The organism is Streptomyces sp. NPDC020983, assembly GCF_044333485.1.
Classification (GTDB): domain Bacteria; phylum Actinomycetota; class Actinomycetes; order Streptomycetales; family Streptomycetaceae; genus Actinacidiphila.
Genome location: NZ_JBIRRA010000008.1, coordinates 214,025 through 236,184, shown reverse-complemented (window position 1 = coordinate 236,184; position 22,160 = coordinate 214,025). Strand labels below are relative to the sequence as shown.

Sequence of the window (22,160 nt, the reverse complement as noted above, 5' to 3'; positions counted from 1 at the left end):
CGCGCAACCCGAGCGGAGGAACACTCGTGGCAGTCAAGGCCGGCACCCTGGTCAGCGGGTTGACCGCGGGCGCGATCGCGATCATCGCGGTCCTCGCGGCCCAGGCGTCGGGCTCCGCCCCCAAGACGCCCGCGGCGCATTCCGCCCCGCCGCCGAAGAAGTCCGCGACGGTGAAGCCGACACCCACGTCGTACCCGCTGCCGCCGCACTCGGGGATAGGGAAGCGCGTCGTCTACAGCGTCGGCCAGCACCGGGTGTGGCTCGTCGGCGACGGCAACAAGGTGCAGCGCACGTACGCGGTCGTCGCAGGCGACGTGTCCCCCTCGAAGGGGCTCCACCACGTCTTCTTCCGCCGCGCGCTCGGCACGGGCGGTGACGGCAAGCAGGTCGAGCACACCGTGCTCTTCGCCACCCACGGGGTGTCCAACGTCGGCTTCAGCGCCGCGGTCGACGGCTCCCTCCCGAAGCCCGGTACGCACAGCTCGGCGATCCGCGCGTCGCGCGCCGACACCGCCGCGCTCTGGCAGTTCGCGACGATGGGCCTCGCCATCAACGTCATGGCCTGACGCCCCGCGGTCCCCTCCCGGGGGGCGCGGGGAACTGCGCGCGCCACTGCCCACCGGCAGAGGCCCGCCGGCACCACCGTGAGGGCAGCCCCGGGAGGTCACCCGGAAGAGCTAGGCGGCGTCCTGGGACGGGACCTCCGCAGGAGCGGGTGGTGCGGGCCGGTCGGCCGCGGGCGGCGGCGGTGGCGGCGTGGAGACGAGCCGCGCCGCCTCCGCGGAGGCCAGCACGTCCTTGAAGGCGGGCGCCGCAGGCACAGGCATCGTGACCTCCCCGAACGGTGGAAGTTAGGCAGCCCTAACAAGGGGTGCCGGAACCAGGACATCACGGTCCGGCCCGGTATGCAACAGCTTCCCGACACCCTGTCGGTTCAACCACCCCCACCGCCCCGGCGCACGCACGCGCGCCCGGCGCACGCGCCGTAGCGGGCGCACGCCCGCACGTGCTTCCGTACGCCGGCCCGGCGCGGCCACGGCGGCGCCCGTCACACCGGGAGGGAGCGGCCTACTCCGCCAGCGGCGACAGCTCCACCGCGGCCCAGCGCGGCCCGATACCGCTCACGGTCACGATGCGCGCGTCGTCGTCGGCCTCCGGCGTGGAGCCCACCGTGCGCTCGATGACGACCTGGAGCCGCGCCTCCGACAGCTCCTCGACCTTGCCCTCGCCCCACTCGACGACCACCACCGACTCCGGCAGCGAGACGTCGAGGTCGAGGTCCTCCATCTCGTCGAGCCCGCCGCCGAGGCGGTACGCGTCGACGTGGACGAGCGCGGGGCCGCCGGTCAGGGAGGGGTGGACGCGGGCGATGACGAAGGTCGGGGAGGTGACGGCGCCGCGGACACCGAGGCCCTCACCGAGCCCGCGGGTCAGCGTGGTCTTCCCGGCGCCCAGCTCCCCGTTGAGCAGGACCAGGTCGCCGGGCCCGAGCAGGGCGGCGAGCCGCCGGCCCAGGTCGCGCATGCGCTCAGGGGTGCGTACGGTGACGCGGATCGCCGGCGGGAGGCGGTCCTGCGTGCCCGTCAGGTGGCGGTCGTCGTGCGGTGTGCCCATGTACGGGAAGCCTACGCGCCGTCCGCCCCCGATCCGCCGCGCGTCACCCGCCGTGGACCCCCTGTGCGTCGCCGGTGGCCGCCAGCTCGCGCAACCCGTCGCCGACCGGCGCGCGGACGGAATCGGCGGCGCGCGCTATGAGCCGGGCGAGCGCCGGGTTGACGACGTCGGGCCGTTCGAAGGTGACCAGGTGGCCGGCGCCCGGCACGATCACGGCCTCGGCGGCAGGCAGCCGCTCCGCGATCTCGGTGCTGTGGGCGCTCGGCGTGAGCAGGTCCCTGTCGCCGGCGAGCACGAGCGCGGGCAGCCCGTCGAGCACGGCGAGCGCCTCGGCCTTCTCGTGCTCGGTGAAGGCGGGGTAGAACTCGGCGACCACGTCGATCGGCGTGGACTCGATGAGCCGCTCGGCGAAGCGCTCGACGCCGGGCTCGACGTCCGAGCCGAACGAGTAGCGCTTGATGACGCCCGCGAACAGCTCGGCGGTGGCACGCCGGGCGCGCTCCACCAGCTCCGCCTGGCTGCCCATGATCCTCAGCAGGCCCGGCGCGACCGCCCGGAAGGCCCGCGCGCCGATCGCGGGCAGCCCCAGGGTGACGGCGGCGAGCTTGCCGGAGGAGGTCGAGACGAAACCGACGCCCGCGACGCGCTCGCGCACGTACTGCGGGTACTGGTCGGCGAAGGCCATCACCGTCATACCGCCCATCGAGTGCCCGACGAGCACGACCGGGCCCTCGGGCGCGGCCGCGTCCAGCACCGCCTTGAGGTCGCGGCCGAGCTGGTCGATGGTGACCGGTCCGCCCGCCGCCTGGTCGCGGCCGTGCTCGCTGCGGCCGTGGCTGCGCTGGTCCCAGTAGACGGCCCGTACGGTGCCGCGCAGGACGTCGCGCTGGAAATGCCAGGCGTCCTGGTTGAGGCAGTAGCCGTGGCAGAAGACGACGGTGAGCGGCGCCGGCGCCGGCGCGACCTCGCGCCGCCTGCGCCAGCCGCGCCGCGCGGCTTCCGGCCCGGGCGGGACCTCGGCCGCCTCGTCGGTCTCGTAGTACAGCTCGGTGCCGTCCTCGGCGACGGCCGTGCCCGGCTGCCCGCGCAGGCTGCCGTACGGGCCCGCGGTGTCCAGCGCCAGCTGCGCCTTGCGGCGGACACCACGGCCCACGGTGACCCGCTCGATGGCCACACCGGCGGCCGCGCCCGCGGCCACCACGCCGATGGCCGCGCCGACCAGCCCGGCCCGCTCCCACTTCACGCCGTCTCCCACCGGCTCACGCACACCCGTCGTACACCCGCGGAACGCGCGGGCCGATCCGTGTGACGATCTCGTACGCGATCGTGCCGCACGCGCGCGCCCAGTCCTCCGCCGTGGGCTCCCCCCGGTCGCCGGGGCCGAACAGCAGCACCTCGTCACCCACGGCCGCGGAGTCGCCGCCGAGGTCCACCACGAACTGGTCCATCGCCACCCGTCCCGCCACCGTCCGCCACTTCCCGGCCACCAGGACCGGCCCCGCGCCGGACGCGTGCCGCGGCACACCGTCCCCGTACCCCACGGGAACCAGCGCAAGCGTCGTCGCGCCCGGTGTGACGTAGCGGTGCCCGTAGCTGACCCCGTGGCCGCCCGGCACGGACTTGACGTTCGCCAGCCGCGCGCCCAGCGTCATCACCGGCCGCAGCCCGAAGTCGGCGGGGCCGCCGACCTGCGGCACCGGGGAGATCCCGTACATCGCCACGCCCGGCCGGACCAGGTCGAAATGCGCTTCGGGCAGCGTCAGCGTGCCCGGCGAGTTCGCGATGTGCCGCACCTCCGGCTCGAGCCCCGCGTCCGCGGCCTGCTCCAGCGCCCGCCGGAAGACCGCCAGCTCGCGTGCGATCGCCGGGTGGCCCGGCTCGTCCGCACAGCTGAAATGCGCCCACACGCCCGTGACCTGCACCAGCCCGGCCTTCTCCGCGGCCCGGGCCGCCGCGGTCAGCGCGGGCCACTGGGCCGGCTGCGCCCCGTTGCGGCCGAGCCCCGCGTCGATCTTCAGCTGCACGCGCGCCGGGCGGCCCGCGGCCTGCGCCGCCGCCACGGCCTCCGCCAGCGCCCACTGCGCACTGACGGTCACGTCGACGTCCGCCTCGACGCACTCGCGCCACGGCCCGCCGGGCGTCCACAGCCAGCACAGCACGCGGGCCCGATCCGCCCCGATACCCGCGGCCCGCAGCGCGAGCGCCTCCTCGGGCGTCGCCGTACCCAGCCAGCCCGCGCCCGCCTCCAGCGCCGCGCGCGCGCACGGCACCATGCCGTGGCCGTACGCGTCGGCCTTCACGACGGCCATGAAGGCCGCGCCGGGGGCCTTCGCCCGCAGCGCGGCGACGTTCGCCCGCAGGGCGGCGAGGTCGATACGGGCCCATGCGCGCTGGTTCGTCATGTCGTTCATCCAGGTCAGTGTGGCAGGCGCGTGACGCGGGTGCGTTCCTTGACGGCCTGTTAATAAGCGCGCATACTAATTACATGATCACGCTGGCCACCGCACACACCACGTCCTCCGCGGCACCCGACGCCTTCTTCGCCCGCTGGGCCGACACGGAGACCTGGCCCGAATGGAACACCGACACCGAATGGGTCCGCCTCAAGGGCCCCTTCACCAAGGGCGCCAAGGGCGAACTGAAGCCCAAGGGTGCGCCGAAGGTGCCGTTCGCCGTCACGGAACTCGTGCCGGGGCGGGAGTTCACGGACGTCTCGAAACTCCTCGGAGCGCGGCTCACCTTCCGCCACCTCGTCTCCGTCACCCCCGACGGGTCCACCCGCGTGGACGTCACCGTGACGATGCGGGGGCCGCTGGCGCGGATCTGGAACCTCGCGCTGGGCAAGAACATCGCGGCCTCCCTCCAGCCGGACCTGGACCGCCTGCGCGCGGCGGCGGAGTCCGCGTGACCCCGCGCCCCAGACCGAACGCGGGCGGCTCCGCCGCCGGGCGCGACGCCGGGCGCGACACGGGCGAGCCTGCGGGCCGCCACTCCGCCGCCCAGGCGTCGGGGGAGGGTTCCGCCGCGGGGCCCACCGCCGGGCGCGACACGGGCGAGCCCGCGGGCCACCACTCCGCCGCCCAGGCATCGGGGGACGGTTCCGCCGCGGGGCCCACCGCCGGGCGCGACACCGGTGAGCCCGCGGGCCACCACTCCGCCGCCCAGGCATCGGGGGAGGATTCCGCCGACGGGTCCGGGGGCGGGCGGGACGCCGGCGAGGCGCGGGGCGGGCTCGCGACCGGGCATTCGTCCGCCGACGAGAGCGCCGGGCTGCTGCTGTGGCAGGTCACCAACCGGTGGCAGGCCGCGCAGCGCGCCGCGCTCAAGCCGTACGGGCTCACGCACGTGCAGTTCGTGCTGCTCGCGTCCCTGACGTACCTCCAGGCCGCGGAGGCGCCCGCGCCCGTCACGCAGCGGCGGCTCGCCGACCACGCCGCGACCGATCCCATGATGACCTCGCAGGTCCTCCGTGCGCTGGAAGCCCGGGGCCTCCTGACCCGGGAGCCCCACCCGCACGACGCCCGCGCCCGCACCCTCTCCGTCACGCCGGAGGGGCGGGCCCTCGCCAACGCGGCGGTCGCCGCTGCCGAGGCGTGTGACGCCGCCTTCTTCGCGCCGCTCGCGGCGGCGGCCCCCGCCTTCACGGAGGCCCTGCGCGCGTTGCGCTCCGCGGGGTGAGGTGGTGGGCCCTGGGCCGGCCCGTGCGGTGGCCCCCCCGGGGGGGGCTTGCGGTGTTCCCGCGGCCCTGAGGGGGTGCGGCTTGCGGTGGGCGGTCCGCTGTTCGCCCGGTGGGGGCTGGTCGCGCAGTTCCTCGCGCCCCTGGGGTCATCCGGCGGGGCATCGCGCACTTCGTGCGGGGGTGGGGTCGGGTGCCACTCCGGGGGTACCTCCTCGGAATGCGCGTCTGACGTCATGACGTGTTGGTGGGGCGGTGGGGTGCGCATTCCTGCGGGGGCACCCCCGGATCGTCCCCCTCCCGGGCCCGGTGTGGCGGCTGCCTGCCGGTGGGGGTGAAGTCCGTGAGGGACTGCGGTTCGCCCCCGACGGCGGCGCACCCCCACGAGAAGGCCGTCAGCCGACGTCGAATCTGCACGGGTGGTGGGGGTGGGAACACCCCGCGCCGCCAGGCGCGGGAAACCCCGCGGCGGGCAAGCCGCCAACGCACCCCGGGCGGGCACCACCCGACGCGTCCCCCGCGGCGGGCAAGCCGCCCAAGTACCGGCAACCGGGCACCGCCCGAGCGCGGCGCCGCCAGGCGCGGGCACCTCCGCGGCGGGGCAGCGGCAGGCCCCACCGCGAGGGGGCACCGCCGGGCGCGGGCGCCGGGCGCGGCGGTCAGTTCGTGAGGGAGCGCCACGCAGTGGGGAGTGCCTCGGCGACGTCCATCGCCGAGAGCGGCCCGCCGGCGAGGCGGGCGGCGAGGCCGTGGAGGTAGGCGGCGGCGGAGCCCGCGTCGAGGGCGGGGAGGCCCGCCGCCAGGAGGGAGCCGGCGAGGCCGGAGAGGACGTCGCCGCTCCCGGCGGTGGCCAGCCACGGCGTCCCGGTGGCGTTCACCCGCGCCGCTCCCCCGCCGGGAGCGGCCACCAGCGTGGTGGAGCCCTTCAGGAGCACGGTCGCCCCGTAGGCCTCGGCCAGTTCGCGCACCGCGGCCAGGCGCGAGGCCTCGACCTCCTCCCGGCCGCGCCCGAGCAGCGCCGCCGCCTCTCCCGCGTGCGGGGTGAGCAGTGTGGGGGCGGTACGCGCCCGTACCGTGTCCCGTTCCATCAGCCGCAGCCCGTCCGCGTCCACGAGTACGGGCACGTCCGCGGCGAGCACCTCCGCCACCGCCGCCCGCGCGCCCGCGTCGTCGCCCAGGCCGGGCCCGACCACCCAGGCCTGCACGCGCCCGGCGGCGTGCGGCGAGCCGGTCGACACCAGCACTTCCGGGTGCCGCGCGAGCACCGCCGGCCCGCCCCCGCCGACGTACCGTACGGCGCCGGCCCCGCCCCGCAGTGCCCCGGACACGGCGAGCACGGCCGCCCCGGGATACCGGTCGGACCCGGCGACCACGCCGACCACACCCCGGCGGTACTTGTCGCTCTCCCCGCCGGGCCGCGGCAGCATCCGCGCCAGGTCCGCGTGCTGAAGCGCCTCCAGTTCCGGCGCGCCGAGTTCCAGCCCGATGTCGACGAGCCGCAGCACCCCGGCCCGTTCGGCGCCGGGGTCGACGAGCAGCCCGGGCTTGTACGTCCCGAAGGTCACCGTCACATCGGCCCGTACGGCCGCCCCCGCGACCGCGCCCGTGTCGGCGTCCACGCCGCTCGGCAGGTCCACCGCCACGACCGCCCCCCGTACCGCGTCCACCACTTCCGCGGCCTTCTCCCGCAGCGCTCCCTTGCCCCCGATCCCGACGATCCCGTCGAACACGAGGTCGGCCCGCGCCACCGCGGAGGTGCCTTCCGCCACCCGCCCGCCCGCGGCCAGCAGCGCCGCCAGCCCCTCCGCGTGCACCCGCTCGGGCGCGAGCAGCACCGCCGTCACCCCGGCCCCCCGCCGCGCCAGCCGCGCCGCGGCGAAGAGCGCGTCGCCCCCGTTGCTGCCGCTCCCGGCGAGCACCGCGACCCGACGCCCGTACACCCGCCCCAGCACCTCGGCCCCCACCGCCGCGAGCCCCGCGGCGGCCCGCTGCATGAGGGCCCCCTCCGGCAGCCGCGCCATGAGCGCCGCCTCGGCCTCCCGCACGGCCTCCACCGTATGCGCGTACCTCATCCGCAAACCCTCCCGTCCGCCTTTCCTCCCGACCATACGGACGCCACCGGCCCCCAGCACCTCTAAACTGCTGCCCGTGATCATCGGAGTGGGCATCGACGTCGCCGAGATCGACCGCTTCGGCGCCGCCCTCGACCGCACCCCCGGTCTCGCCGAACGCCTCTTCACCCCGGACGAGCTCAAACTCCCCTCCGGCGAGGACCGTGGCGTCGCCTCCCTCGCCGCCCGCTTCGCCGCGAAGGAGGCCCTGGCCAAATCCCTCGGCGCCCCCGCCGGTCTGAGCTGGCTCGACGCGGAAGTCGTCACCGAGGAGTCCGGCCGTCCCCGCCTCGCCGTCAAGGGCACGGTCGCCGCCCGCGCCACCGCCCTCGGCGTCCGCACCTGGCACCTCTCCCTCAGCCACGACGCCGGGGTCGCTTCCGCTGTGGTCATCGCCGAGGCCTGACCCCGCGCCTTGCGGCGCCGCGCTCGGGCGGTGCCCGGTTGCCGGTGCGTAGGCGGCTGACCCGCCGTGGGGGTTTCCCGCGCCTTGCGGCGCGCCGCTCCGGACGGTGCCCACCCGGGGTGCGTTGGCGGCTGCCCCGCCGCGGGGGTGCCCGCGCCTGGCGGCGCGCCGCTTCGGACGGTGCCCGCCCAGGGTGCGTGAGCGGCTGACCCGACGCCGGGGGTGCCCGCGCCTGGCGGCGCGGGGTGTTCCCACCCCCACCACCCGTGCAGATTCGACGTCGGCTGACGGCCTTCTCGTGGGGGTGCGCCGCCGTCGGGGGCGAACCGCAGTCCCCGCAGAGACTTCACCCCCACCGGCAGGCAGCCGCCACACCGGCCCGGGAGGGGGACGATCCGGGGGTGCCCCCGCAGGAATGCGCACCCACTCCCCGCCACCTACCGGAAGAGGTCAGACGCGCATTCCGAGGAGGTACCCCCGGAGTGGCACCCGACCCCACCCCCGCACAAAGTGCGCGATGCCCCGCCGGATGACCCCAGGGGCGCGAGGAACTGCGCGACCAGCCCCCACCAAGCGAACGGCAAACCGCTCACCCCAAGCCGCACCCCCCCAGGGGCGCGGGGAACGGCGCGAGCACCCCCCACCGCAAATTCGCGCGGCGAACCGCACCCGGCACCCCGCAGCGCAATAGGCCCGCAGGGAACGGCGCGAGCGCAACCCCCGCCCGCAGAACGGCGAACCGCCCCCCCCGGAGCGCCCCGCCCCCACCCCCCGCTGCGAGGATGGTCCCTGTGCCGACACCCCCGACCCTCCCCCGGCAGGCCGCAGGCCCGAGCCCCTTCGTCGACCTGACCCGGGAGCAGTGGAGCGCGCTGCGCGACCGCACCCCGCTCCCGCTCACCGCCGACGAGGTCGAGAAGCTGCGCGGCCTCGGCGACGTCATCGACCTCACGGAGGTCGAGGAGGTGTACCTCCCGCTCTCCCGGCTGCTCAACCTCTACATCGCCGCCCACAGCGGCCTGCGCGGTGCGCTCAACACCTTCCTCGCCGGTACTTCCGGCGACGGCGCGGCGCCGCAGCCGGGCACGCCCTTCGTCATAGGGGTGGCCGGCAGTGTGGCGGTGGGGAAGTCGACGACCGCCCGGCTGCTCCAGGCGCTGCTGGCGCGCTGGCCGGAGCATCCCCGTGTCGAGCTGGTCACGACGGACGGCTTCCTCTTCCCGAACGCCGAGCTGGAGCGGCGGGGCCTGATGTCGCGCAAGGGCTTTCCGGAGTCGTACGACCGCCGGGCGCTCACCCGTTTCGTCGCGGACGTGAAGTCGGGCAAGCCGGAGGTCACCGCCCCGGTGTACTCGCACCTGTCGTACGACATCGTGCCCGGTGAGCGGCTGGCGGTGCGCCGTCCGGACATCCTGATCGTGGAGGGCCTGAACGTGCTGCAGCCCGCGCTGCCCGGCAGGGACGGCCGGACGCGCGCGGGCCTGGCGGACTACTTCGACTTCAGCGTGTACGTGGACGCGCGCACCGAGGACATCGAGCAGTGGTATCTCGGCCGCTTCCGCAAGCTCCGGGAGACGGCGTTCCAGAACCCGGACTCGTACTTCACGAAGTACACCCGGGTGGAGGAGCCCGAGGCGATGGACTACGCCCGGATGATCTGGCGGACGATCAACCGCCCGAATCTGGAGGAGAACGTCCTGCCCACCCGGGGCCGCGCGACGCTGGTCCTCCGCAAGAACGACGCCCACAAGGTCCAGCGCCTGTCGCTGCGCAAGCTCTAGGGGGCCGGGACATGCTGCACCTGCGGATGATCGTGCCCGCCGAGCAGACCGAGGCGGTGACCGCGCTGGTGTCGCAGACACCCGGCGCCACGCATCTGACGGTGGTCAGGGGCGCCGCGTACGACCCGCCGGGCGATCTGCTGACGTGCGACGTGGCGCGCGAGGCCGCCGATCCGCTGCTCGCGGACCTGCGGGCGCTGGGCGTGGCGGAAACGGGCTCGATCGCGGTCGAGACGGTCGACGTGACGCTGTCGCGCAGCGCGGACGACGCCGAGAGGGAGGCGCCCGGCGAGGGCGCGGACGCGGTGGTCTGGGAGTCGCTGGTCGAGGCGACGCACGAGGAGTCCACCCTGACCGTCACCTACCTGGCGTTCCTGACGGTCGCGACCATGCTCGCCGCGTACGGGGTGATGCTGGACAGCTCGATCCTGATCGTCGGCGCGATGGTGGTGGGCCCGGAGTTCGGGCCGCTGGCGGGGGTGTGCACGGGCCTCGTGCGGCGCGTGCCGCCGCTGGTGGGGCGGTCACTCGCCGCGCTGGCGCTGGGCTTCCCCGCCGCGATGCTGATCACCGGCGGTTTCGCCTACGCGATGAACGGCCTGGGCCTGTTCTCGCAGGCCCGTTTCTTCGCCCCGCACCCGGCCACGCAGTTCATCTGGCAGCCGAGCTGGGACTCCTTCGTCGTGGCGTTCCTGGCCGGTATCGCCGGGATGCTGTCGCTGACGTCGGCGAAGTCCGGCGCGCTCGTGGGCGTGGCGATCTCGGTGACGACGGTGCCGGCCGCCGCGAACGCCGCGCTGTCGATCGCGTACGGCTCCTGGCACGAGACGTGGGGCTCGTCCGTCCAGCTGGCCGTGAACCTCGCGGGCATCGTGTGCGCGGGCACCCTGACGCTGCTGACGCAGAAGTTCCTGCTGGAAAGGCAGCGGCGCCCGGCGGAGGGCAAGGCCTCCGCCGGGCGCCGCCCGGGCACCCGTTAGCCCAGCGCCGACTTCACCGCGTCCGCGAGCCGGCCCGCGACCGCCCGCGCGTGGTCGATGTCGGCCGCCTCGACCATGACGCGTACCAGCGGCTCCGTCCCGGAGGGGCGCAGCAGCACCCGTCCGGTGTCGCCCAGCTCGGCCTCGGCCTCGGCGACGGCGGCGCCGAGCTCGGCCGAGGTGTGGACGCGGCTCTTGTCGACGTCGGGGACGTTGACGAGCACCTGCGGCAGGCGCTGCATGACCGACGCGAGGTCGGCCAGCGAGCGGCCGGTCTCGACGACGCGGGCGGCGAGGAGCAGGCCGGTCAGCGTGCCGTCGCCGGTCGTGGCGTGGTCGAGGACGATGACGTGGCCGGACTGCTCGCCGCCGAGGGCGTAGCCGTGCTCCTTCATGGACTCCAGGACGTAGCGGTCGCCGACCGCGGTCTGCACGAGGGTGATGCCCTCGCGTTCCATGGCGAGCTTGAAGCCCAGGTTGGACATGACGGTGCCGACGACGGTGTCGTGCCGCAGCTGGCCGCGTTCGCGCAGCGCGAGCGCGAGGATGGAGAGGATCTGGTCGCCGTCGACCTCCTCGCCGTTGCCGTCGACGGCGAGGCAGCGGTCGGCGTCGCCGTCGTGCGCGATGCCGAAGTCCGCGCCGTGCTCCAGGACGGCGGCCTTGAGGGGCTCCAGGTGGGTGGAGCCGCAGCCGTCGTTGATGTTGAGGCCGTCGGGGCGGGCGCCGATCGTGACGACCTCGGCGCCGGCCCGGGAGAAGGCCTCGGGGGACACGCGGGACGCGGCACCGTGGGCCTCGTCGAGCACGACCGTGACGCCGTCGAGGCGGTTCGGCAGGACGCCGATGAGGTGGGCGACGTACTGGTCGAAGCCCTCGTCGTAGTCGCGGACGCGCCCGACGCCGTCACCGGTGGGGCGCACCCAGGGAGCACCGGTGCGGTGCTCCTCGTACATCCTCTCGATGCGCTCCTCCAGCTCGTCGTCGAGCTTGTGGCCGCCGCGGGCGAGGAATTTCACGCCGTTGTCCGGCATGGCGTTGTGGCTCGCGGACAGCATGACGCCGAGGTCGGCGCCCAGCGCGCCGGTGAGATACGCCACCGCCGGGGTGGGCAGCACACCGACCCGCAGGACGTCCACACCCGCGCTCGCGAGGCCCGCGACGACGGCGGCCTCCAGGAATTCGCCCGAGGCGCGCGGATCACGCCCGACCACCGCGACGGGCCGGTGTCCGGCGAAGCTGCCCGCCTCGGCGAGTACGTGCGCCGCGGCGACCGACAGGCCGAGCGCCATCTCGGCGGTGAGATCCGCGTTGGCGATGCCCCGCACCCCGTCGGTGCCGAAGAGTCGTCCCACTGTTGTGTCCTCCGATGTGATTCGGCTGCGCTGCCGTCTCGGCGATGTGCTGCGCCTGCGGCGCGCCCGCGGTGCGTCGTGCGGCACGGGCCTGCGCGCCGTCCGGTGCCGCCTGCGCCGTCCCGGGCACAGGCGTGACAGCTTTCTGACGCCTGACGCCCTGTCTTTGGTTGTACCAGTCGTACAACCGGATGTCGCACAAGCGAACGTCGTACAACCCGATTTATACGCGTGCGGCGCCCCATGCGAACGCCCCGGAGGCCATGGTGTGCCTCCGGGGCGTTGCGATACGGCTACGGCGTGCCGCCGGCGACGGCGACCGCGCGTATGGCCCAGCCGAGGGGCCGGCGGCGCAGAGCGCCGTCGATCAGCGCTTGCTGAACTGCGGCGCCTTGCGGGCCTTCTTCAGACCGGCCTTCTTCCGCTCGACCGCGCGGTCGTCACGGGTCAGGAAGCCGGCCTTCTTGAGCGGGCCGCGGTTGTTGTCGACGTCCGCCTCGTTGAGCGCACGGGCGACGCCCAGGCGCAGCGCACCGGCCTGGCCGGAGACGCCACCGCCGCTGATGCGGGCGATCACGTCGTAGCGGTTGTCGAGCTCGAGCACCTTGAAGGGCTCGTTGACTTCCTGCTGGTGCACCTTGTTCGGGAAGTAGCCCTCGAGGGTGCGACCGTTGATCTTCCACTTGCCGCTGCCCGGGACGATCCGGACGCGGGCGATGGAACGCTTGCGGCGGCCGGTACCGGCAGCCGGCTGCGGGTCGCCGAAGCGCGAGGCGAGGGACTCGGAGGTGTACTCCCCCTCGACGGCCTCGGACTCGAAGGTGGTGATCTCCTCGTAGGACTCGTCGCCCTCGAGAACGTTCTCGGCAGTGGTCTCAGCCACGTCTCTCCTCTGATTCCTTCTGGTAGCTGGTGGCCGGAACTACTGCGCGACCTGGGTGATCTCGAACGGCACCGGCTGCTGGGCAGCGTGCGGGTGCTGGTCGCCCGAGTACACCTTGAGCTTCGAGAGCATCTGACGGCCCAGGGAGTTCTTGGGGAGCATGCCCTTGACGGCCTTCTCGATCGCCTTCTCCGGTGCCTTGGCGAGCAGCTCGTCGTAGCGCACCGAGCGCAGACCGCCCGGGTAGCCGGAGTGGCGGTAGGCCATCTTCTGGGTGCGCTTGTTGCCCGAGAGGTGGATCTTGTCGGCGTTGATGACGATCACGAAGTCGCCGGTGTCCACGTGGGGCGCGTAAATGGGCTTGTGCTTGCCCCGCAGGAGGGTAGCGGCCTGGGTCGCCAGACGGCCCAGGACAACATCCTGCGCGTCGATGACGTGCCACTGGCGCTGAACGTCGCCGGGCTTGGGGCTGTACGTACGCACGGTCGTAGCCTTCGCTTCTTCTCAGTAGTGGTTTCTCCCGCTCGCCCGCGGGCCGCGGAAGAAGGGTCCTGACAAGGCCACCCGGACGATCACGACAGCCATGGCGGCACACGGCGACGCAACCGTGTACCTGCCGCTGGTCATCGGCCCGGTGGACCGGCGTAAGGGCCCCTCACGTGAGATAGAGCAAGCCAATACGCATAACAAAGCAGAAGGATACCCGGGCGGCCCCGGCAGGGTCAAAACGCGGCCCTTCGGGTGACGGGCCCGGTACCGCCCCCGGGAAGCCCCTCACCGCTCCCGCACGACCCGCGGCTCGTCCCACACCGGCTCCTTCGTCTCGCGTACGGTGCCGTCCGCCGCGAAGAGCAGGAAGCGGTCGAAGGTGCGGGCGAACCAGCGGTCGTGCGTCACCGCGAGCACCGTGCCCTCGTAGGACTCCAGGCCCTCCTGGAGCGCCTCCGCGGATTCCAGGTCCAGGTTGTCGGTCGGCTCGTCCAGCAGCAGGGCCGTGGTGCCCTCCAGCTCCATGAGCAGGATCTGGAAGCGGGCCTGCTGCCCGCCGGACAGCTTGTCGAAGGGCTGGTCGCCCTGCCGCTCCAGCTCGTAGCGGCGCAGCACGGACATGGCCCGGCCGCGGTCGCGCGCGTGCTCGGTCCACAGGATGTCGACGAGGGTGCGGCCGGCCAGCTCCGGGTGGGCGTGCGTCTGCGCGAAGTGGCCGGGCACGACGCGCGCGCCCAGCTTCCACTCGCCGGTGTGGGCCACCCCGGCGTCCCCGGCGAGCAGCCGCAGGAAGTGCGACTTGCCGGAGCCGTTGGAGCCGAGCACCGCGACCCGCTCGCCGTAGAAGACCTCCAGGTCGAAGGGCTTCATCAGGCCCGTGAGGCCGAGCTGTGCGCAGGTGACCGCGCGGACCCCGGTACGGCCGCCCTTGAGCCGCATGCTGATCTCCTGCTCGCGCGGCGGTTCCTGCGGGGCGCCCGCGTCCTCGAAGCGCTGCAGCCGGGTCTGGGCCGCGCGGTAGCGGGAGGCCATGTCGGGGCTGTTCGCCGCCTGCTGCCGCAGCCGCAGCACGAGCGCCTTGAGCCGGGCGTGCTCCTCCTCCCAGCGGCGGCGCAGCTCCTCGAAGCGCGCGAAGCGCTCCTTGCGGGCGGCGTGGAAGGTGTCGAAGCCGCCGCCGTGCACCCACGCGGTGGCGCCGGTCGGGCCGGTCTCGACGCTGACGATCTTCTCGGCGGTACGCGACAGCAGCTCGCGGTCGTGGCTGACGAACAGCACCGTCTTGCGGGTCTGCGCGATCTGCTCCTCCAGCCAGCGCTTGCCGGGGACGTCCAGGTAGTTGTCCGGCTCGTCCAGCAGCAGCACCTCGTCGGGGCCGCGCAGCAGCGCCTCCAGCACCAGCCGCTTCTGCTCGCCGCCGGACAGCGTGCGCACCTCGCGCCACTGCGCCCGCTCGTACGGGACGCCGAGCGCGGCCGTGGTGCACATGTCCCACAGCGTCTCGGCCTCGTAGCCGCGGGCCTCCGCCCAGTCGCCGAGCGCGTGCGCGTACGCCATCTGCGCGGGCTCGTCGTCCTGCGCCATGATCGCCAGCTCGGCCGCGTCGACGGCCGCGGCGGCGGCGCGGATCCGCGGGTGGGCGACGGAGACCAGCAGGTCGCGGACGGTCGAGTCGTCCCGGACACTGCCGACGAACTGCCGCATCACGCCGAGCCCACCGCTGACGGTGACGGTGCCGCCGTGCGGGGCGATCTCACCGGAGATCAGCCGCAGCAGGGTGGTCTTGCCCGCGCCGTTCGCCCCGACGAGCGCGACGGCCGCGCCCTCGCCGACGCGGAAGGAGACGTCGCCGAGCAGCGCCCGCCCGTCCGGCAGGAAGTACTCCAGGTGCGCTGCTTCCACATGTCCCATGCAGCCGATTGTCCCCGCCCGGCCGTACGCCCCCCAACCCGTTTTCGCCGCTCCGCCGCAAGTGGCGGGCGGGCACCGGGGCGGCCGGCCGGCGGCGGTAGGCCCGTGGGCGGCACGGCCCTATGATGCGCGACATGACCGATGGCCCCGGGCAGCAGCCACCGCAGGAACCGCGTCACAGCGCCGCCGACGGCGAACGCGAAGTCCTGGAGGGACGCGTCATCCCCTCCCGCCAGAACACCACGGACCCGCGCGCCCAGTTCCGGCAGCAGACCCCGCCGCCGCAGGCCCCCGAGCCGGGCCCCGCGTGGTCCCCGCAGTCCGGTGCGGCCGCGCAGGCCCAGCCGGGCGCGCCCTGGTCCCCCGCGCAGGGCGGCCAGGAGCCCGCGCCGGACGCCCAGCCGCGCGACACGGACCCGTCGACGCAGATCATCCGCCCCGTCCCGCACCACCGCGGCCCCGCCGGCCGGCCCCCGCAGGGCCCCGCTCCCGTCGAGCGCCCGGCCTACGCCGCCGAGTCCGCGCCCGCCCCTGCGCCCGCGCCCGCCCCGCAGCAGCCGCAGGCGGCGACGCAGGCGACGCCGACGGGCCCGGCGCCGCACGCGGGCCCGCAGCAGCCGTACGCGGGGCAGCCGCAGGCGCCGGCCGCACAGCAGCCGTACATACCGCCGCAGCAGCAACAGCCGCCGTCGCACTACGTCCCTGCGCAGCCGTACGGGGCCCAGCCGCAGCAGCAGGCCCCCGCGCCCGCACCCGGGCCGCAGCGGCCCGTCCCGCAGCAGCAGGCGCAGCAGCAGCAGGCCCCGGCGCCCGCCCCCTCCCCTGCGCCCTCCCCCGCTCCCGCGGCACCGTCGGGGCGCGGCGGTGGCAGCAGCCCCGACTGGAACGCGCTCGCCGAGCAGCAGGAGGCGTCCGGCGCCCGCCGCAAACGGGTCCTGATGCTCACCGGCGGGATCGTCGCCGTGGCCGTCATCGCGGGAGGCGTCGCCACGGCCGTGGTGATGTCCGGCAAGAGCGGCGACGGCAAGCCCGTCGCCTCGCCCTCGTCCTCCGGCGCCACGACCGCGAGCCAGGAGCCGCTGCCCCCGGCCCCGTCCTTCTCCTCCGTCGCCCCGCCGCCGCCGGCGAACCCGCTCGACTACATCGGCACCGCCGCCAAGGACAAGGCGCCGCTCACCCCGGACAGCCTCTTCCCCGGCAAGCAGTTCGTGTGGCAGGGCCGCACCTACGCCAAGGCGAGGACCGACGTCACGACCTCCTGCGCCGCGAACGCCCGCGCGGCCCTCGCCCCGGCCCTCACCGCCAACGGCTGCCAGAAGCTCGTCCGGGCCACGTACACGAACGGCGCCCTCGCCGTCACCGTCGGCGTGGCCGTCTTCCAGGACGCCGCCCACGCGAAGAAGGTCCAGGCCGTCTCCCAGTACCTCGCCCCGCTGAACGGCGGGGGCGTCGCCTCCTTCTGCCGCGGCGTGCGGTGCCAGATGGCGTCCAACGCGGTCGGCCGCTACGCCTACTTCGCGATCGCCGGCTACAAGAACGGCACGACGCTCGCCGCGAACGACACGGTGGGCAGGCAGGCGGCCAACGACGCGAGTGACTTCGCGTTCACCCGCATCGTGCAGCGCGGCAAGGACGCGGCCGCGGCGGACCCGGCCCGCCGGTAGCCCCGCGACGCGCGGAACGGCCCGGCGGCACGCCCCGGGCCGCCCCCTGGCGGTGGGCGTCGCGCTCTGCCGCCGGTGACGCAGCCCCCGCGCCGCGGCAGCCCCGCGACGCGCGGAACGGCCCGGCGGCACGCCCCCAGGCCGACCCTGACGATGGGCGTCGCGCTCTGCCGCCGGTGACGCAGCCCCCACGCCGCGGCAGCCCGGCGGCACGCCCCGGGCCGCCCCTGACGATGGGCGTCTCGCGCTGCCGCCGGTGACGCAGCCCCCACGCCGCTGAGGTGGTTGCCGCGTGCCCCGGCGGTCGGCTGTTCCACCGCCGTGGCCGGCCACGCAGCTCCCCGCGCCGCTGGTTCGCCGCCCGCGGCATGCGCGAGCCCCTGACGGGGACCGGCCGCACGACGGCACGCGTGCCGGGGGGCGCGGTCAGCCGCAGACGCACCGGCACCCTCTCCCCGCCGGGAGAGGGTGCCTCGTCAGGCGCACGTACCCCGCGGGGTGAGGGTCCGCAGGTTGCGGGCTTCGGCGTTGCGCTGCGCCAGCAGGTGCGGCGGCGGGTAGCCGACCTCCTCCAGGGTGAGGCCGTGCGGGCGGACGACGTTGACGGCGGAGTGCCGGACGCGCCCGGCCAGTACCTCCGCGGGGAAGCCGACGTGCTTGTGCCCGTCGCCGACGAGGATCATCGCCCCGACGAGCGCCCGCACCATGTTGTGGCAGAAGGCGTCGGCCTTCACCGTGGCGACGGCCACGCCGTCCTCCCGCCGCTCCCAGCTGACCTGGAGCAGCCGGCGGATCGTCGTCGCGCCCTCCCGCTTCTTGCAGTACGCGGCGAAGTCGTGCTCCCCGAGGAGCAGCTGCCCTGCCTCGTTCATGGCGGCGACGTCGACCGGCCGGTCGTGCCACAGGACGTGCCCGCGCAGCAGCGGGTCCACCCCGCCGGGGTGGTCGCCCACCCGGTAGGCGTAGCGCCGCCAGACCGCGGAGAAGCGCGCGTCGAAGCCCGCGGGTGCCTCCGCGACGCCGAAGACCCGGACGTCCCACGGCAGCCGCCCGGCGAGCCGGCGCCGCAGCCTGTCCCGCTCGGCGTCCCACACCTCACCCGGCAGGTCGACGTGCGCCACCTGCCCCCGTGCGTGCACGCCCGCGTCCGTCCGCCCGGCCACGGTCAGCTCGACGGGCTCCGGGAGCCGCAGCACCGTGCGGATGGCGTCCTCCAGCTCCCCCTGCACGGTCCGCCGCTCCCGCTGCTTGGCCCAGCCGGAGAAGCCGGCCCCGTCGTACGCCAGATCCAGCCGGACCCGTACGGAACCGGGTGCGGGCTCGTCGCTCACGATCAGTCCTCCTCAACGGGGAACGGACCCGCACCCCCGGGAGGGTGCGGGTCCGTTCCGTCGACCTGCGGGACGCCTCAGGCGTCCTTGGCCTCGTCCGACTCCTCGGACGGCTTCGCGTCCTCGGTGTCCTCGGCGCTGTCGTTCTTGACCTCGGCGAGGGCGGCGTCGCCGGCCTCGTCCTTGGCCTTGTCCTTCGCGGAACGCTTGGTCGCGGCCTCGGCCTCGCCCACGGCGGACTGCTGCACGGTCAGGGCCTCGACCAGCTCGATGACCGCCATCGGGGCGTTGTCGCCGCGACGGGGGCCGATCTTGGTGATGCGGGTGTAACCACCCGGGCGGTTCTCGTACCGCGGGCCGATCTCGGTGAAGAGCGTGTGCACGATGCTCTTGTCCGTGATGACCTGCAGGACCTGGCGACGGTTGTGGATGTCGCCCTTCTTCGCCTTGGTGATCAGGCGCTCCGCGACCGGGCGCAGACGGCGCGCCTTGGCCTCGGTGGTGGTGATGCGGCCGTGCTCGAAGAGCGACTTCGCGAGGTTCGCGAGGAGCAGCTTCTCGTGCGCGGCGCTGCCGCCCAGACGGGCACCCTTGGCGGGCTGAGGCATGGTCTTTCTCCTTCTCCGCTGCACCGGCCGTATCAGGTACCGGTGTCAGTGCGAACCGGCTGGCCGCCGGCTCGTGTGTCCCGGGCCTGGGCCCGGAATCCCCGGGGCTTCCGCCCTGGGAGGCTTCTCTCCCGCCCCCGAGGGGGGCAGGCACCGGGGGCGGGGGACCGGCCACCAGGCCGGCCGCCACCGCCCCCGAGGGGCAGGAGGACCCTGACGGGCCACCGGCCGGTGGCGCGCGGTTCCCCGCGCCCCTGACAACGCTCGCCCCGCGCGGCGGGAACGGCGCCCACCGCCGCACAGCGGCGGAAGACGCTCACCCGCGGCAGGGAAACGCCCGCCCGGAGCGGGGCGCGCAGGACGCGCCCCGCAGGGACTAGTACTGCTCGGTCTCGACGAACCCGGCGTCCACGTCGTCGTCGGCGCCGAAGGCGTCAGCGGCGGCGGTGGGGTCGAATCCGGGCGGGCTGTCCTTGAGGGCCAGGCCCATGCCGGCCAGCTTCGCCTTGACCTCGTCGATCGACTTCGCGCCGAAGTTGCGGATGTCGAGCAGGTCCGCCTCGGAGCGGGCGACGAGCTCGCCCACCGAGTGGATGCCCTCGCGCTTGAGGCAGTTGTAGGAGCGGACGGTGAGCTCCAGCTCCTCGATCGGCAGGGCGAGGTCCGCGGCCAGGGCGGCGTCCGTGGGGGACGGGCCCATGTCGATGCCCTCGGCGTCGACGTTCAGCTCGCGGGCCAGGCCGAACAGCTCGACCAGGGTCTTGCCGGCGGACGCCATGGCGTCACGCGGGCGCATGGCCTGCTTGGTCTCGACGTCGACGATGAGCTTGTCGAAGTCGGTGCGCTGCTCGACTCGGGTCGCCTCGACCTTGTAGGTGACCTTGAGCACGGGGCTGTAGATGGAGTCGACCGGGATGCGGCCGATCTCCTGGCCCTGCTGCTTGTTCTGGACGGCGGAGACGTAGCCGCGACCGCGCTCGACGGTCAGCTCCATCTCCAGCTTGCCCTTGGCGTTGAGGGTCGCCAGGACCAGGTCGGGGTTGTGCACCTCGACACCGGCCGGCGGCGCGATGTCGGCGGCGGTGACCACACCCGGGCCCTGCTTGCGCAGGTACATCACGACGGGCTCGTCGTGCTCCGAGGAGACGACGAGCTGCTTGATGTTGAGGATGAGGTCGGTGACGTCCTCCTTGACACCCGGCACGGTGGTGAACTCGTGCAGGACGCCGTCGATCCGGATGGAGGTGACCGCGGCACCCGGGATCGAGGAGAGGAGCGTACGGCGCAGGGAGTTGCCGAGGGTGTAGCCGAAGCCCGGCTCCAGCGGCTCGATCACGAACCGGGAGCGGAATTCGTCGACGACCTCTTCGGTCAACGAGGGTCGCTGAGCGATCAGCATGTTCTGAGGTCCTTCGGTCGTGGGCGCCCGCTATTTGACGCCCCCTGTACTACGAGGGTACGGGCGGCGCGGCAAAACCGTCGGGTGACGGATGCCGCACCGCCCGTGACCGTGAGCCTGCCCGCAGTGGATCCCGGAGGGATTACTTCGAGTAGAGCTCGACGATCAGCTGCTCCTGCACCTGGGTGTCGATCACCTGGCGCTCGGGCAGGCTGTGCACGAGGATCCGCAGCTTGCCCGCGTTGGCCTCGAGCCACGCCGGCACGGTCTTGTCGCCGGCCTCGCCCTGCGCCACCTGGAAGGGGGTCAGGGTGCGGGACGACTCGCGGACCTCGACGATGTCGTTCACGGCCACGCGCGCCGACGGGATGTCGTTCTTGCGGCCGTTGACGGTGATGTGTCCGTGACGGACCAGCTGACGGGCGTGGTCGCGGGACTTGGCGAAGCCGGCCCGGTAGACCACGTTGTCGAGGCGGGTCTCGAGGATGCGCAGAAGGTTCTCACCGGTCTTGCCGGTCTTCTGGTTCGCTTCCTTGTAGTAGTTCACGAACTGCTTCTCGAGGACACCGTAGATGCGCGCGCACTTCTGCTTCTCACGCAGCTGAAGCAGGTACTCGCTGTCCTTGGTGCGCCCGCGTCCGTGCTCACCCGGGGGGTAAGGACGGATCTCGATCGGGCACTTCGCGCTCTCGCACTTAGCTCCCTTGAGGAAGAGCTTCTGCTTTTCCCGACGGCAACGCTTGCAGTCGGCCCCGGTGTAACGCGCCATTGTCTCGTATCTCCTGTATCAGCTGGTCAGACGCGGCGGCGCTTCGGCGGGCGGCAGCCGTTGTGCGGGGTCGGGGTGACGTCCTGGATCGACCCGACCTCGAGGCCCGTGGCCTGGAGGGAGCGGATCGCGGTCTCGCGGCCGGAGCCGGGACCCTTCACGAAGACGTCGACCTTGCGCATGCCGTGCTCCTGCGCGCGGCGCGCGGCCGACTCGGCGGCCATCTGCGCGGCGAAGGGGGTGGACTTGCGCGAGCCCTTGAAGCCGACGTGGCCGGCGGAGGCCCAGGAGATCACGTTGCCCGAGGGGTCCGTGATCGAGACGATCGTGTTGTTGAACGTGCTCTTGATGTGCGCGTGACCGTGAGCGACGTTCTTCTTTTCCTTGCGGCGCACCTTCTTGGCTGCGCCCTGACGGCCCTTAGGAGGCATGTGTCAACTTCCCGGTGAGGTGGTCGGTCCTACGAAGCGAAGACCGCGGATGGGGTCCTGCTTGCGGACTACTTCTTGCCCGGCTTCTTCTTGCCGGCGATCGCGCGACGCGGGCCCTTGCGGGTGCGGGCGTTGGTGTGAGTGCGCTGGCCGTGGACCGGAAGGCCGCGGCGGTGGCGCAGACCCTGGTAGCAGCCGATCTCGACCTTGCGGCGGATGTCGGCCTGGATGGAACGACGGAGGTCACCCTCGGTCGTGTAGTTGTCGTCCACGTACTTGGCGATCTTGACGAGGTCGTCCTCGGCGAGGTCGCGCACGCGGATGTCGGGGCTCACACCGGTGTTCTTCAGGATCTCCTGGGCGCGGGAGCGCCCGATGCCGAAGACGTAGGTGAGGGCGATCTCCACACGCTTCTCGCGCGGGAGGTCAACGCCTGAAAGGCGTGCCATGTGTCTGGCTCCTGGTGGTTCGGAGGTCTTCCGCAGCGCCTGTTCCCGGCGGCCGTGTCAGGTACCGGCCGGGTCCCCGGCCTCCGCCGGGGGTGTCGTCGCCCTTGGAGCAGGGGACGGGCGCTGCGTATGTACGGATGTGCGTCGCGCGAAGATCTGCGGGTGTGCAGAAGGGGAGGTCGTGCGTCAGCCCTGGCGCTGCTTGTGGCGCAGGTTGTCGCAGATGACCATGACCCGGCCGTGGCGGCGGATCACCTTGCACTTGTCGCAGATCTTCTTGACGCTCGGCTTGACCTTCATGGGATC

Annotated in this window: 23 protein-coding genes; 7 read left to right on the top strand and 16 right to left on the bottom strand. The window is 73.9% G+C overall.

All coding sequences use genetic code 11. From position 1 onward, the window contains the following. Positions 1–26 precede the first annotated feature (26 nt). Complete coding sequence (locus ACH4SE_RS20160; RefSeq protein ID WP_398544752.1) at positions 27–566, top strand: hypothetical protein; 540 nt, start codon at positions 27–29, stop codon at positions 564–566. Between the two features lie 111 nt (positions 567–677). Here ACH4SE_RS20160 and ACH4SE_RS20155 read toward each other — a convergent pair whose 3' ends face one another. The 4 genes from ACH4SE_RS20155 to alr all read right to left on the bottom strand — a co-directional run bounded on the left by ACH4SE_RS20155 (position 678) and on the right by alr (position 4,025). Continuing rightward, positions 678–827 (bottom strand): hypothetical protein, encoded by a 150-nt coding sequence (locus ACH4SE_RS20155; RefSeq protein WP_398544751.1) that lies wholly within the window; start codon positions 825–827, stop codon positions 678–680. Positions 828–1,068: 241 nt separating this feature from the next. Then, entirely contained in the window at positions 1,069–1,614 is a 546-nt protein-coding gene (tsaE, locus tag ACH4SE_RS20150) for a tRNA (adenosine(37)-N6)-threonylcarbamoyltransferase complex ATPase subunit type 1 TsaE (protein ID WP_398544750.1), read from the bottom strand. A gap of 43 nt (positions 1,615–1,657) precedes the next feature. Continuing rightward, on the bottom strand, positions 1,658–2,857 hold the full coding sequence (locus ACH4SE_RS20145) for an alpha/beta fold hydrolase (RefSeq protein ID WP_398544749.1): 1,200 nt from the start codon (positions 2,855–2,857) through the stop codon (positions 1,658–1,660). Positions 2,858–2,873: 16 nt separating this feature from the next. Beyond that, the gene (gene alr / locus ACH4SE_RS20140) at positions 2,874–4,025 is read right to left on the bottom strand and encodes an alanine racemase (protein ID WP_398544748.1); all 1,152 of its coding nucleotides are present in this window, start codon (positions 4,023–4,025) and stop codon (positions 2,874–2,876) included. Positions 4,026–4,099: 74 nt separating this feature from the next. Between alr and ACH4SE_RS20135 the strand changes: the two genes are divergently transcribed. Both ACH4SE_RS20135 and ACH4SE_RS20130 read left to right on the top strand, forming a co-directional pair. Then, entirely contained in the window at positions 4,100–4,522 is a 423-nt protein-coding gene (locus tag ACH4SE_RS20135) for an SRPBCC family protein (protein ID WP_398544747.1), read from the top strand. Beyond that, positions 4,519–5,292: a MarR family winged helix-turn-helix transcriptional regulator gene (locus ACH4SE_RS20130; protein WP_398544746.1), complete on the top strand. Its 774-nt coding sequence runs from the start codon at positions 4,519–4,521 to the stop codon at positions 5,290–5,292. Before ACH4SE_RS20135 ends, ACH4SE_RS20130 begins: the two co-directional genes overlap by 4 nt. Before the next feature lie 657 nt (positions 5,293–5,949). Here ACH4SE_RS20130 and ACH4SE_RS20125 read toward each other — a convergent pair. Then, positions 5,950–7,362 (bottom strand): NAD(P)H-hydrate dehydratase, encoded by a 1,413-nt coding sequence (locus ACH4SE_RS20125; RefSeq protein ID WP_398544745.1) that lies wholly within the window; start codon positions 7,360–7,362, stop codon positions 5,950–5,952. A 76-nt stretch (positions 7,363–7,438) separates the two neighbouring features. Between ACH4SE_RS20125 and ACH4SE_RS20120 the strand changes: the two genes are divergently transcribed. The 3 genes from ACH4SE_RS20120 (at position 7,439) to ACH4SE_RS20110 (ending at position 10,568) form a co-directional block, all read left to right on the top strand. After that, positions 7,439–7,807, top strand: coding sequence for a holo-ACP synthase (locus ACH4SE_RS20120; protein ID WP_398544744.1), 369 nt, complete (start codon positions 7,439–7,441; stop codon positions 7,805–7,807). Positions 7,808–8,589: 782 nt separating this feature from the next. Then, on the top strand, positions 8,590–9,588 hold the full coding sequence (coaA, locus tag ACH4SE_RS20115; protein ID WP_398544743.1) for a type I pantothenate kinase: 999 nt from the start codon (positions 8,590–8,592) through the stop codon (positions 9,586–9,588). Between the two features lie 11 nt (positions 9,589–9,599). Further along, positions 9,600–10,568, top strand: coding sequence for a DUF389 domain-containing protein (locus ACH4SE_RS20110; protein WP_398544742.1), 969 nt, complete (start codon positions 9,600–9,602; stop codon positions 10,566–10,568). Here the strand turns inward: ACH4SE_RS20110 and glmM are convergent. The 4 genes from glmM to ACH4SE_RS20090 form a co-directional block, all read right to left on the bottom strand. After that, positions 10,565–11,923, bottom strand: a complete 1,359-nt coding sequence (gene glmM / locus ACH4SE_RS20105; RefSeq protein ID WP_398544741.1) for a phosphoglucosamine mutase — start codon at positions 11,921–11,923, stop codon at positions 10,565–10,567. The genes ACH4SE_RS20110 and glmM overlap by 4 nt on opposite strands. Positions 11,924–12,290: 367 nt before the next feature. Continuing rightward, positions 12,291–12,806 carry a 30S ribosomal protein S9 gene (gene rpsI / locus ACH4SE_RS20100; protein ID WP_398544740.1) on the bottom strand — a complete coding sequence of 172 codons (516 nt, stop codon included), beginning with the start codon at positions 12,804–12,806 and terminating at the stop codon, positions 12,291–12,293. A gap of 39 nt (positions 12,807–12,845) precedes the next feature. Then, positions 12,846–13,289: a 50S ribosomal protein L13 gene (gene rplM, locus ACH4SE_RS20095; protein ID WP_398185321.1), complete on the bottom strand. Its 444-nt coding sequence runs from the start codon at positions 13,287–13,289 to the stop codon at positions 12,846–12,848. Positions 13,290–13,580: 291 nt separating this feature from the next. Continuing rightward, the gene (locus ACH4SE_RS20090) at positions 13,581–15,203 is read right to left on the bottom strand and encodes an ABC-F family ATP-binding cassette domain-containing protein (RefSeq protein ID WP_398544739.1); all 1,623 of its coding nucleotides are present in this window, start codon (positions 15,201–15,203) and stop codon (positions 13,581–13,583) included. A gap of 134 nt (positions 15,204–15,337) precedes the next feature. On the opposite strand from ACH4SE_RS20090, the gene ACH4SE_RS20085 reads away from it, so the two are divergent. After that, complete coding sequence (locus tag ACH4SE_RS20085; RefSeq protein WP_398544738.1) at positions 15,338–16,867, top strand: hypothetical protein; 1,530 nt, start codon at positions 15,338–15,340, stop codon at positions 16,865–16,867. A gap of 476 nt (positions 16,868–17,343) precedes the next feature. On the opposite strand, the gene truA is transcribed toward ACH4SE_RS20085, so the two are convergent. The 7 genes from truA to rpmJ form a co-directional block, all read right to left on the bottom strand. Further along, entirely contained in the window at positions 17,344–18,198 is an 855-nt protein-coding gene (gene truA / locus ACH4SE_RS20080; protein WP_398544737.1) for a tRNA pseudouridine(38-40) synthase TruA, read from the bottom strand. Positions 18,199–18,275: 77 nt separating this feature from the next. Further along, the gene (gene rplQ / locus ACH4SE_RS20075) at positions 18,276–18,806 is read right to left on the bottom strand and encodes a 50S ribosomal protein L17 (RefSeq protein WP_398544736.1); all 531 of its coding nucleotides are present in this window, start codon (positions 18,804–18,806) and stop codon (positions 18,276–18,278) included. A 376-nt stretch (positions 18,807–19,182) separates the two neighbouring features. Beyond that, the gene (locus ACH4SE_RS20070; protein WP_093786121.1) at positions 19,183–20,205 is read right to left on the bottom strand and encodes a DNA-directed RNA polymerase subunit alpha; all 1,023 of its coding nucleotides are present in this window, start codon (positions 20,203–20,205) and stop codon (positions 19,183–19,185) included. 142 nt (positions 20,206–20,347) lie between these two features. Then, a complete protein-coding gene (gene rpsD / locus ACH4SE_RS20065; protein ID WP_398544735.1) occupies positions 20,348–20,974 on the bottom strand; it encodes a 30S ribosomal protein S4 in 627 nt (208 codons plus the stop codon). Between the two features lie 26 nt (positions 20,975–21,000). Next, a complete protein-coding gene (gene rpsK / locus ACH4SE_RS20060) occupies positions 21,001–21,405 on the bottom strand; it encodes a 30S ribosomal protein S11 (protein WP_003956432.1) in 405 nt (134 codons plus the stop codon). Positions 21,406–21,473: 68 nt separating this feature from the next. Beyond that, positions 21,474–21,854 (bottom strand): 30S ribosomal protein S13, encoded by a 381-nt coding sequence (gene rpsM, locus ACH4SE_RS20055; protein ID WP_398544734.1) that lies wholly within the window; start codon positions 21,852–21,854, stop codon positions 21,474–21,476. A 186-nt stretch (positions 21,855–22,040) separates the two neighbouring features. Continuing rightward, positions 22,041–22,154 (bottom strand): 50S ribosomal protein L36, encoded by a 114-nt coding sequence (gene rpmJ / locus ACH4SE_RS20050; protein ID WP_003956441.1) that lies wholly within the window; start codon positions 22,152–22,154, stop codon positions 22,041–22,043. Positions 22,155–22,160: the final 6 nt, after the last annotated feature.